Source organism: Paenibacillus provencensis (genome assembly GCF_042678545.1).
Classification (GTDB): domain Bacteria; phylum Bacillota; class Bacilli; order Paenibacillales; family Paenibacillaceae; genus Paenibacillus; species Paenibacillus provencensis.
This window is the reverse complement of record NZ_JBHTKX010000001.1, coordinates 2,852,454-2,862,904: the sequence shown is the minus strand read 5'-3', so window position 1 is coordinate 2,862,904 and position 10,451 is coordinate 2,852,454. Positions and strand designations below refer to the sequence as shown.

The window sequence follows — 10,451 nt, the reverse complement described above, 5'->3', positions numbered from 1 at the left end:
GACTTTATAGCAGGACCTTCACTTCAGAAGGACGCTATAAAGTCCTATTTTTTTATTCGACAAAATTAGAACCTCTAAAACCTGACATTCCGCCATGAGACGACAACATTACTAGGAAATATTTCGTATAATAGGTCTAGTTAATTTAACATACATATAAAATGGTATAGGAGAGGTTGTCCGGTATGAACATGGATTATCCAAGCAGGAGCAATGATCAACCGATGAACCAGAACAACCCGAGGAAACCGCTTGATATCGTGGATGTTTTGAAGCAATGTGGCATTGATCCGAAGAAGTGGCAATCTCTTGTTTCCCCTCAAGATCGCTAAGATGGCTATAAGGCAGAGATTAGCACAGACATAATTAGAGCTGTGAATACATTACTTAGGTCTCAAGTTCATGTCGCAGCTTACTAATGTTGGTATTTGCTAGGTGGATAACTTACCTCTGTGAAACTGGCATAAGAGATATATTGAACATAAAAAAAGGTCCCTCACATCGAGGGACTACAGTCAAGAATCTACAATAATAATTATAAATATGGGACTAAATAATCAGACACTAGAACAGACATCAGGAGTCCATATTACGCTCCATCCGTACGAAGGCGATGAATCTTCGTGCTTCTTCCTCTGACAACGGCTTGCCGTCAATCATGAGCTCGAATTTATTCAGTACCTCCCGATCGGAGAGCTCTAGTGCATCAACGAATCCTCTTACATCCTCATCGAGCACCATCTCCGGTTGACTTGTTCTTCCAAGCAGATAATCGACAGATACATTGAAGGTATCTGCAAGCCTGGTGAGGGTCTCAAAATCCGGCTTGCGCCTTCCCTTCTCATAATGAGACAGTGAAGCTCTCGTAATCTCAAGCACATTGGATAGTTCCTCTTGAGTCATTCCCCTTTTTTCTCTTAATTCTGCAATGCGATGTCCGTAATCCATCTATTTTTATTCCTCCTGGTTACTAAATGAACGTTTACCGAATCTAGCTGTCTTTGTCATATTAAATACGATGAGTCCAAAAATCTATTGACACGATACGATTTGTATCGTAAATTGGATACAACAAGGTTACAAATTGTATCATTTTATCGTACATTTCTATCCTTGACCCCGATTCCTTCATTCATACCTGGGAATAACTATGTTAAGGGATGGAAGTCTATGAAACAGGTCAGAAGTCAGGGTATTAACGCAAGTATGTATATTCACAAGTATGAAGAGCAAGTCATTAACAGCAGGAGCCGTCCCATTGTTATTCTTGGATTGAATCAGAAGACCATTCACTTCTTAAGCGATCTCATCATTCCTCCTGTACCTGAGCTTCTCGTAGGGCTGGAACTGGAAGGTCAGAAGAACAATGTCATTCATCTCGATTGTACATTGCAGTGGAAGCAGGAGTTAGGAAGTTTCACACTTTATTTTGCTAAGTTACATATTCATGAAGAGCACAGACTATATATATATAGTCAGTTGAATCAGATGATTTATCAGCTGCAGTATCCGGTTCATACTTATTTCCAGAAGCAGCCGGAAGCTTGGACATTAGCCCGAGACATGCCCTATCCGTATTCACGGATTAATACTCAAGCTTAGCCTATGTATAACGCCATTTTACTATATTTATCTAGTTCCTGCATTAGTTCTTTGACCCCATATAAATGTGTGAAACATATTTTGATGAGGGGGGACATAGTATTGAGGGTGCACGCTTATGATTGAAATTCATTGTCACATCTTGCCTGGTCTGGATGATGGACCAACATCGATGGTTCGCTCACTGGCTATGGCACAAGCTGCTGTTGCAGCAGGGATCACCAAGGTTATTGCTACCCCGCATCACTTGAATGTGAGTCACGATAATCCGAGTCATCAAGTGGAGGAAGCCGTACAGTTGTTTAACTTGGAACTCAGGGAACATAACATTCCTTTGCAAGTTCGCTCGGGTCAGGAGATTCGAATTCACCCCAGACTTATCGATCTGTTGAATAATGAGGAGCTTCTTACCTTGGCTTCAAGTAAATATATGCTGCTGGAGTTGCCGAGCCGAGAGGTGCCTTCGTTCTTTCCCAACCTGCTTCACGAACTGAAGGTCCGGAATATCATACCTATCATTGCTCATCCAGAGCGTAATGCCGTCTTCCTGCGAGAGCCTGAATTACTCAGGCAATATATGAGTCAAGGTGCACTGTGTCAGATCACCGCTCAATCGTTCCTAGGGCTTTTCGGTCGAAAAGTTCAGAAATGGTGTTTTCATTTTTGCAAACAAAATGGGTTTCATTTCATTTCATCAGACGCACATGATATACAACGTCGCAATTTTGCACTCCAAGCTGCGTATGATCAACTCGAAGCAAGATTCGGGTCCGATTTGGTCGAGCAGTTGCAGACTAACGCACGAAGAGTATGGGATGACAGATTAGTAGAGCTTGCAGAGCCAGTCAACACACGGGGCAGGTTACTGCTATGGTGAGACTTTTGCGCGCTACAAGAATGAAGGAGGAATGAATGTTGATTCTTAAGGAGTACCTGAACATTATTCGTAAGAGATTATGGCTGATTGCAGTTATTGTGATCGTTGCTTGTCTGGGAGCTGCGGCAAAGACTTACATGACAACTCCTCTATATAATGCAGAAGCGAAGCTGATTGTGAATCAAGCTTATGACAGACAAGGGACAACCATGCTGGATTATAGTTTAATCCAAACAAACATCGCGCTTATTAACTCATATAGTGAGATTTTAAAATCATCAGCAATCTTAGATAAAGTACTGACTGCCTATCCTGATCTAGGATACACAACAGAAGAGTTAGCTTCAATGATCAATGTTTCCTCAGCAAATGACTCACAGGTTATGAATTTGACAGTTCAAACGACTTCATACGAAAAAGCAGCTAAAACAGCAAATGCGGTTGCGAGAATTTTCGAGAGAGAAATCCCTTCTATAATGCAGGTGGATAATGTCACAATACTTAGCCAAGCTCCACTTGAAGTCCAAGTAAGCCCAATCAATATAAGTTATGTGATGAACATATTAATTAGTTTTGTTGTAGGTTTAATGCTTGCTCTAGGTTTTGTCTTCTTGTTGGAGTATTTAGATGATACGTTCAAATCGGAGGCAGAATTGGAAAGAGAGCTGGGGCTTCCTGTTGTAGCTGTTATTGCCAAGATCAGAAAAGAAGACGTCAAAGCATCGCATCATACATCAGTAAATCATGGACAGGTAGGTGACAGCACATATGCCACGCTCAACCAGTAGTCAGCATTACTTAGTAACGGCAACTAACCCTAAAGCTTCAATCTCAGAGGCATATAGAACGCTGCGGACTAATATCCAGTTCTCCGCTATAGATGAGCAAATCAAAGTACTAATGGTGGCCTCTGCCCAATCCGGAGAAGGGAAGACGACAACGGTGAGTAATCTTGCAGTGACTTATGCACAAGAAGGGAAAAAGGTGCTTGTCATTGATACAGATCTTCGAAAACCTTCTCTGCACCAAGTGTTCAAAGTGTCCAATCATGCTGGACTATCAAGTGCTCTAGCAGGCCAATACCTGGTGAACGAAGTACTGCAAAAATCTTCAGTATTCAATCTTGATATCCTACCTGCGGGACCTGTTCCTCCAAATCCATCGGAAATGTTAGGATCTCGTAAAATGCAGGCACTATTAGAAGAATTAAGTGAAAACTACGAAATGATTTTCTTTGATACACCTCCAGTACTTGCGGTAACCGATGCAATGATTGTCAGCTCGTTCTGTGATGGAGTCATCTTAGTTGTAAATTCAGGCAAGGTAAAAAAGGATCTCGTAAAAAAGGCAAAGGCTCGTCTTGAACATGTGAATTCAAAAATTTTGGGAGTAGTCCTTAACAACTTGCAGGTAGATAAGCAGGATGCAAGTCACAATGATTACTACGGCCTACGGTAATTAGCATTCAATCTATTTAGGGATATAGGTAATGCCTACTGTACCTCTATCACTGTAGGCACTCGGTCACACTGTGGGTCAGTGTAGCCTTAGACGTGAATCGTCAAGGGTGTGATGTGAGGAGGGGTTGAATGCCCGTTTATGAAATTGAAAGTAAGAATTGTACCGCTTACATTCAACTTACTTTTGATAAACGGTACAACTCATGCTTTTAAGTCACTAATAATATTTGAATAGAGAAGGATAGGGTGATGATGAATGAAAAAAGTAAGGAAAGCCATCATACCTGCGGCAGGGCTGGGTACGAGATTTTTACCTGCTACAAAGGCGATGCCGAAGGAAATGCTGCCAATTGTTGATAAACCTACTATTCAATACATTATAGAAGAAGCGGTGGCATCTGGAATAGAGGATATTATTATTGTAACCGGAAAAGGAAAAAGAGCCATTGAAGATCATTTTGATAATGCATTTGAACTAGAGCACACGCTTCAATCAAAAGGTAAGCTTGATCTGCTTGAAGAAGTGCGCAAATCATCAAATGTGGATATTCATTACATAAGACAAAAGGAGCCGAAGGGCCTTGGGCATGCTGTATGGTGTGCACGTAATTTCATAGGTAACGAACCCTTTGCAGTTCTACTAGGGGATGATATTGTCGAGTCTCCCGTACCATGTACGAAACAATTGATTGAGCAATATGAAATGCTAGGAAAATCAATTGTTGGTGTACAGTCTGTCGCGCCGGAGCATACAGACCGTTATGGAATTGTCGATCCATTTAATGCACAAGGAAGACTAAGTTCGGTTAGACAGTTTGTTGAAAAACCTAGTTTAGGTGAGGCTCCATCCAATTTAGCAATTATGGGAAGGTATATCCTTACTCCTGAGATATTTGAACTTTTGGATGACCAAGAAGCGGGGACCCATGGAGAAATTCAATTGACAGATGCCATCCAACGTTTGAATGAGGCTGAAGGTGTATATGCATATGACTTTGAGGGTACACGCTATGATGTTGGTGAGAAGCTAGGGTTTATATTAACTACAATTGATTTTGCACTTAAAAATGATGAACTGAGAATTCCGATTCTAAAAGCTCTTGAAAAAATAATAGAGAAAGAATCGGTTGTTAAAATGGCAATCGGTGGAGGTGACTTCGAGTGAGCTCGAATCCGCGAACCAATGATGGTGAAATCGCACTTGACGCGGTTGGATATGAAGGTAACTTTGTCGAAGTGCAAAATGCCAATCAAACATACATCATCATGAAGCGCATTACGGATGTAGCAGCTTCTTTATTAGGACTTATCATATTAATACCTGTCTTTCTATTAATTGCAATCCTTATTAAGATTGAGGATCCCAAAGGTCCTGTATTCTTCAGACAGCTTCGAGTTGGAAGAAATGAAAAGTCATTTTATATGTATAAATTTCGTTCCATGGTTCATAACGCTGAAGAATTACTAGAGAAACTTCTGGATCAGAATGAAGTCAGCGGCGCAATGTTCAAAATGAAGAATGATCCACGAATAACAAAGATAGGAAAGTTTATAAGAAAAACAAGTATAGATGAATTACCTCAATTATGGAATGTTCTCAAGGGAGAAATGAGCATGGTAGGACCAAGACCACCCTTGCCAAGAGAAGTAGCGGAGTATTCAATGTATGACAAACAGAGGCTTCATGTAACACCTGGTTGTACAGGGTTATGGCAGGTTAGTGGTCGAAATAGTGTAGGGTTCAAGGAAATGGTAGAACTGGATTTGAAGTATATCCGGAGCCGTGGTTATTGGTATGACATCAAAATTATGTGGAAGACGGTCCGTGTATTGTTCGGATCAAAGGATGCTTTTTAGTTGCCTTATAAGGAGTGGAGATAATGAAGATTGATTCCAAAATCTTTGTCGCCGGTCATAGAGGGCTGGTAGGATCTGCAATATATCGTGCTCTTCAAGAGCGAGGTTATTCTAACATTGTTGCACGCACAAGTAGTGAACTTGATTTAAGAAGCAAAGATGCTGTCGATGTCTTTTTTGAGATGGAGAAACCAGAGTATGTATTCTTAGCTGCTGCGAAGGTTGGGGGAATCGTAGCAAATAATGAATATCCAGGAGATTTTATTAGAGATAACCTTCTTATTCAAACCAACGTTATAGATGCTGCTTATCGTTATAATACTGCAAAGTTATTGTTTCTAGGTTCAACTTGTATATATCCAAAGCTAGCTCCGCAGCCATTGAAAGAGGAGTATTTGCTGACAGGGCAGCTTGAGCCGACCAATCGGGCCTATGCGGTTGCAAAAATTGCAGGAATTACAATGTGCCAATCCTATAATGCACAGTATGGAACAAGATTTATCTCAGCAATGCCAACAAACATGTATGGTCCTAATGACAATTTTGATTTAAAAACATCGCATGTGCTTCCTGCTTTGATTCGTAAGTTCCATGAAGCGAAGATCAACGGTAGTGAAACAGTAGAAGTATGGGGAACTGGCAATCCAAAACGAGAATTTCTTCACTCGGATGATCTGGCAGATGCATGTCTTTTTCTCATGGAGAATTACGAGGAAGATGAAATTATCAATATTGGCGTAGGGGAAGACATTGCGATTAAAGCATTGGCAGAGCTAATACAGCAAATCGTTGGCTTTGAGGGGAAGATTGTATATAATACCTCAGCTCCAGACGGTACTCCTAGAAAATTGGTTGATGTAACAAAAATTAATCAATTAGGCTGGTCCGCCAAAATTCCGCTCAAAGAGGGTATCGAATCGGTTTATGAGGCATTTTGTGCTGAATATCTAGTAGACCAAAAATAATATAATAGTGGAGGCATATATACGATGAAAACAGCTCTTATTACAGGTGTAACGGGTCAAGACGGATCTTATCTTGCTGAATTTTTGCTGGAAAAAGGATATAAAGTATACGGACTTAGAAGAAGAACGAGTACACCGAATTACGAAAATGTTGAGCACATTAAAGATCAAATTCACTGGATTTCTGGCGATCTGACTGATCTGGCATCTCTAATTGAAGCCGTGCGTTTCTCTAATCCGGATGAAGTATATAATCTGGCTGCACAATCATTTGTGGCTGCTTCTTGGCCTCAGCCTCTCTTGACAGGACAAATTACAGCACTATCTGTAACCAACATGCTGGAAGCTGTAAGAATTATTAAGCCTAGTGCTAGATTCTACCAAGCTTCAAGCAGCGAAATGTTTGGTAAGGTGGTGGAAACTCCACAAAAAGAAACGACTCCTTTTTATCCAAGAAGCCCATACGGTGTTGCAAAGGTATATGGACACTGGATTACTGTAAACTACAGAGAAAGCTTCAATATGTATGCATGTTCCGGAATATTGTTTAATCATGAGTCCCCTAGACGTGGATTGGAATTTGTAACAAGGAAAGTAACCGATGCCGCTGCCAGAATTAAGCTCGGGCTTCAAACTGAACTTAGAATGGGAAATCTGGACTCTTTAAGAGACTGGGGTTTTGCAGGTGACTATGTCAAAGCTATGTGGCTAATGCTGCAGCAAGAAGAAGCAGACGATTATGTGATCTCCACGGGAGAAATGCATACTGTAAGGGAGCTACTCGAAGTAGCTTTCTCTTATGTAGGTCTGGATTATAACGATTATGTAGTTATTGACCCAGAATTTGTTAGACCGGCCGAGGTAGACCTCTTACTGGGAGACTGCAGTAAAGCAAAAGAAAAATTAGGCTGGACTCTTGATGTAGGATTTGAAGATTTGATTAAAATGATGGTTGATAGTGATTTGGAGAAAAACAGAAAATTCTTAGGCGCTACAGTTTCCGTATAAGTAATAAGGCTGCTCGATTCGAGCAGCCTTATTTTATTCAGATCACAGGATGTGCAGAACATGTCATTAATCAGATTAAACTTGAATAAAGAGAAGAAGCTGCTTCTATCCAATACTACATGGTTATTCGGAGATAAGCTTATTCGTATGATCTTAGGGCTAGCAGTAAGCATTGTTATGGCAAGATTACTTGGCCCTGAAGAATTAGGGAAATGGAATTATGCCGAGTCCTTTTTTGGCATGTTTCTTGTGCTTACTACACTTGGATTTGATTCTATTATTGTGAGGGATCTAGTTAAGAATAGCAGTGATCGAAACGAGCTTCTTGGAACTGCGGCTGTATTGAAGTTTGCAGGAACACTTACCGCCATAGTTGTCTCATATTCGCTGATTAGTATCATTCGTCCAGAAGATACAACAGTTAAAACAATAAACTTGATCCTGGCATTAGCTGCATTATTTCAAGTATTTGATGTCATTGACTATTGGTTTAGATCACAGATGCTTTCAAAGTATACTGTTATCGCTAAAAACATTGGTTTTGTAATTAGTTCTGTATTCAAGATTGGATTGTTGGTTCAAGGATATTCTATATATCTTGTTGCATTCTGTGCACATTTGGAATTTCTAATTGCAGGTATAATTCTTATTTACAATTACACACGAAACAAATGGAAGATAAAAGAGTGGAAATTTCGTTTTGAAAAGGCAAAAAGTATTATGACCAGCAGCTGGCCTCTAATTTTATCTTCTTCCGCTATATATGTTCAAGCTAGAATAGACCAAGTTATTATTGGGGAAATGCTTGGAGATGCTGCAGTAGGACAATATTCCACTGCGCTTAGACTAATTGAAGTATTGGGATTTATTCCTGTAGTTATATCGACTGCATATGCTCCGATTGTTACTCGTGCGAAACTTGAAGGCAATGATAAATATAAGCAAGTACTTTCTCAAGTGTACAAATTGATGTTTTTGGTGTTTCTGTTGACTTCACTTCCTTTATTCTTCTTATCAAAACCAATTGTAATGCTGCTATACGGACCTGAGTTTATTCAGGCAGGGACACTACTATCCTTATTTTCCATACGCTTGTTCTTCACAAATTTTAGTGTTGCCAAAAGTTTATTTATAACTAATGAAAGCCTCTTTAAGTATACGTTATTAACCTCGATTATTGGGGCAGTGAGCAATATTGCACTTAATTTTATACTTATACCGATTTTTGGTGTAGAGGGCTCTATATTAGCCACAATTATTTCGTTTACAATCTCAGTGTTTATTGTAGACATATTCTTTAATAATGTTCGTTTTAATTTGATGCTTATGATAAAGTCCATTTTCACATTTTGGAAGTTAGATCTTATAGATATAAAGAAGGTTGGAAAAAGACATGATCAGACTTAAACCCCTTATATCAGAAACAATTAAATGTCCACGGTGTCAGAGTTCTTTGCCTGGCACGATATTATGGCAAGGAATACATGTTTGCCTGGAAAGTAAATGTGAGCATTGTGAATCCTTGATTACAGTAGATCTTCCAGTGGGTCATGCAACTTACTTTCCGTTCACTGTATCCATTCCTGATAATGGAATATATGGTGAACCTAAGGCAGTGAATTGGTTGGGGAGACCTCTACTTGACTCGTTGAATAACCCAAATGATGATCCAGCAATTACACTTAAAGTAGGCAGTCGGCAATTGCATGATAAGGTAATCATTGTTAACTGTATTGACTATCTTTATGGGCATGCGTTGTTAAAGCTGCTAAATGTTCAGAGGGAATATGAGCAAAACCAGGGATACTCTATCATCGTAATTGTGCAAAAAGCTTTGCGTTGGCTAGTGCCGGAAGAATATGTGTCGGAAGTGTGGGAAGTGAATCTTCCGTTTAAGAACGCACGAAGCTATTACCCTCAGTTGAATGAACAGATCAATGCTGAGTTAAATCGATGTAAGGAAGTATACCTTAGCCATGCGTATTCACACCCAAGTAGTTTTGACATTTCCAAGTTTACACAGATCAACAAGTTTGACAGTTCAAATGTACAGAATAAAAGGATAACTTTTATTTGGAGAGAGGATCGATTTTGGATTAAGTTCTATAATCTTTCTCGTCTAGTTCAGAAATATCCTAAACTCAAGAAATTCACATCTCCACTGGTAACTTATCAGAAAATGAAAGTCATTCATTTATTTAAACAGCTAAAAAAGCAATTTCCTCAATATGAATACACCATTGCTGGGTTAGGAGAAAACGGCAGCTTTCCAGAATGGATTGACGATATGCGGGTCAATTCCTTTGATATTGAAAGTGAGAGGTTAACTTGCAAGGTGTATAGCGAAAGTGAAGTCGTCATTGGCGTTCACGGCTCAAATATGTTGCTGCCTTCAGCTCATGCAGGGATGTCGGTTGTTCTTATGCCACAGGATCGTTGGGGGAACTATGCACAAGATATTTTATTCCAGCAAAGCGACAGCCGAATTTCTGCGTACAATTATAGATTTCTGCCGATTGAGCTATCCATGAGAACCATGCTTAAAATAATTGCAAAACAAATTCAAGGTAAATCTCATTATTATTTGCAGATGCTAGAGGATAAGAATGAGGACAACAATGAGGACAACAAAAAAAATCAGTTGAAAATGTCCAATTCGACTTTACAGAAGCAAGCCTGATC

General features: G+C 39.7%; 12 protein-coding genes. 11 read left to right on the top strand and 1 reads right to left on the bottom strand.

Going from position 1 to position 10,451, the window contains the following annotated elements:
* Positions 1 to 185: 185 nt before the first annotated feature.
* Positions 186 to 332, top strand: coding sequence for a hypothetical protein (locus ACFQ3J_RS13895; protein WP_170862332.1), 147 nt, complete (start codon positions 186 to 188; stop codon positions 330 to 332).
* Between the two features lie 244 nt (positions 333 to 576).
* Here ACFQ3J_RS13895 and ACFQ3J_RS13890 read toward each other — a convergent pair whose 3' ends face one another.
* The gene (locus ACFQ3J_RS13890; RefSeq protein WP_091153707.1) at positions 577 to 948 is read right to left on the bottom strand and encodes a helix-turn-helix domain-containing protein; all 372 of its coding nucleotides are present in this window, start codon (positions 946 to 948) and stop codon (positions 577 to 579) included.
* Between the two features lie 222 nt (positions 949 to 1,170).
* Here ACFQ3J_RS13890 and ACFQ3J_RS13885 point away from each other — a divergent pair, with 222 nt between their 5' ends.
* The 10 genes from ACFQ3J_RS13885 (at position 1,171) to ACFQ3J_RS13840 (ending at position 10,449) form a co-directional block, all read left to right on the top strand.
* The gene (locus tag ACFQ3J_RS13885) at positions 1,171 to 1,602 is read left to right on the top strand and encodes a hypothetical protein (RefSeq protein ID WP_251582194.1); all 432 of its coding nucleotides are present in this window, start codon (positions 1,171 to 1,173) and stop codon (positions 1,600 to 1,602) included.
* Between the two features lie 118 nt (positions 1,603 to 1,720).
* Entirely contained in the window at positions 1,721 to 2,479 is a 759-nt protein-coding gene (locus ACFQ3J_RS13880; RefSeq protein ID WP_251582193.1) for a tyrosine-protein phosphatase, read from the top strand.
* 35 nt (positions 2,480 to 2,514) lie between these two features.
* Positions 2,515 to 3,267, top strand: coding sequence for a YveK family protein (locus tag ACFQ3J_RS13875; protein ID WP_251582192.1), 753 nt, complete (start codon positions 2,515 to 2,517; stop codon positions 3,265 to 3,267).
* Positions 3,248 to 3,937 (top strand): CpsD/CapB family tyrosine-protein kinase, encoded by a 690-nt coding sequence (locus ACFQ3J_RS13870; RefSeq protein ID WP_251582191.1) that lies wholly within the window; start codon positions 3,248 to 3,250, stop codon positions 3,935 to 3,937. Before ACFQ3J_RS13875 ends, ACFQ3J_RS13870 begins: the two co-directional genes overlap by 20 nt.
* A 258-nt stretch (positions 3,938 to 4,195) precedes the next feature.
* Complete coding sequence (gene galU, locus ACFQ3J_RS13865; RefSeq protein ID WP_251582190.1) at positions 4,196 to 5,104, top strand: UTP--glucose-1-phosphate uridylyltransferase GalU; 909 nt, start codon at positions 4,196 to 4,198, stop codon at positions 5,102 to 5,104.
* Between the two features lie 71 nt (positions 5,105 to 5,175).
* Positions 5,176 to 5,796 (top strand): sugar transferase, encoded by a 621-nt coding sequence (locus ACFQ3J_RS13860; protein ID WP_311286619.1) that lies wholly within the window; start codon positions 5,176 to 5,178, stop codon positions 5,794 to 5,796.
* Positions 5,797 to 5,819: 23 nt separating this feature from the next.
* Complete coding sequence (locus ACFQ3J_RS13855; protein ID WP_251582188.1) at positions 5,820 to 6,761, top strand: GDP-L-fucose synthase family protein; 942 nt, start codon at positions 5,820 to 5,822, stop codon at positions 6,759 to 6,761.
* A gap of 24 nt (positions 6,762 to 6,785) precedes the next feature.
* Positions 6,786 to 7,769, top strand: coding sequence for a GDP-mannose 4,6-dehydratase (gene gmd / locus ACFQ3J_RS13850; RefSeq protein WP_251582186.1), 984 nt, complete (start codon positions 6,786 to 6,788; stop codon positions 7,767 to 7,769).
* Positions 7,770 to 7,829: 60 nt separating this feature from the next.
* Entirely contained in the window at positions 7,830 to 9,176 is a 1,347-nt protein-coding gene (locus ACFQ3J_RS13845) for a flippase (protein WP_251582184.1), read from the top strand.
* Entirely contained in the window at positions 9,163 to 10,449 is a 1,287-nt protein-coding gene (locus ACFQ3J_RS13840; RefSeq protein ID WP_251582182.1) for a hypothetical protein, read from the top strand. Before ACFQ3J_RS13845 ends, ACFQ3J_RS13840 begins: the two co-directional genes overlap by 14 nt.
* The last annotated feature ends 2 nt before the right edge of the window (positions 10,450 to 10,451 follow it).

What these genes read in the sequence shown, in the direction of transcription:
- ACFQ3J_RS13895 (WP_170862332.1), top strand. Translation starts at nt 186, where the DNA reads ATGAACATGGATTATCCAAGCAGGAGCAATGATCAACCGATGAACCAG.
- ACFQ3J_RS13890 (WP_091153707.1), bottom strand. Translation starts at nt 948, where the DNA reads ATGGATTACGGACATCGCATTGCAGAATTAAGAGAAAAAAGGGGAATG.
- ACFQ3J_RS13885 (WP_251582194.1), top strand. Translation starts at nt 1,171, where the DNA reads ATGAAACAGGTCAGAAGTCAGGGTATTAACGCAAGTATGTATATTCAC.
- ACFQ3J_RS13880 (WP_251582193.1), top strand. Translation starts at nt 1,721, where the DNA reads ATGATTGAAATTCATTGTCACATCTTGCCTGGTCTGGATGATGGACCA.
- ACFQ3J_RS13875 (WP_251582192.1), top strand. Translation starts at nt 2,515, where the DNA reads ATGTTGATTCTTAAGGAGTACCTGAACATTATTCGTAAGAGATTATGG.
- ACFQ3J_RS13870 (WP_251582191.1), top strand. Translation starts at nt 3,248, where the DNA reads ATGCCACGCTCAACCAGTAGTCAGCATTACTTAGTAACGGCAACTAAC.
- galU (WP_251582190.1), top strand. Translation starts at nt 4,196, where the DNA reads ATGAAAAAAGTAAGGAAAGCCATCATACCTGCGGCAGGGCTGGGTACG.
- ACFQ3J_RS13855 (WP_251582188.1), top strand. Translation starts at nt 5,820, where the DNA reads ATGAAGATTGATTCCAAAATCTTTGTCGCCGGTCATAGAGGGCTGGTA.
- gmd (WP_251582186.1), top strand. Translation starts at nt 6,786, where the DNA reads ATGAAAACAGCTCTTATTACAGGTGTAACGGGTCAAGACGGATCTTAT.
- ACFQ3J_RS13845 (WP_251582184.1), top strand. Translation starts at nt 7,830, where the DNA reads ATGTCATTAATCAGATTAAACTTGAATAAAGAGAAGAAGCTGCTTCTA.
- ACFQ3J_RS13840 (WP_251582182.1), top strand. Translation starts at nt 9,163, where the DNA reads ATGATCAGACTTAAACCCCTTATATCAGAAACAATTAAATGTCCACGG.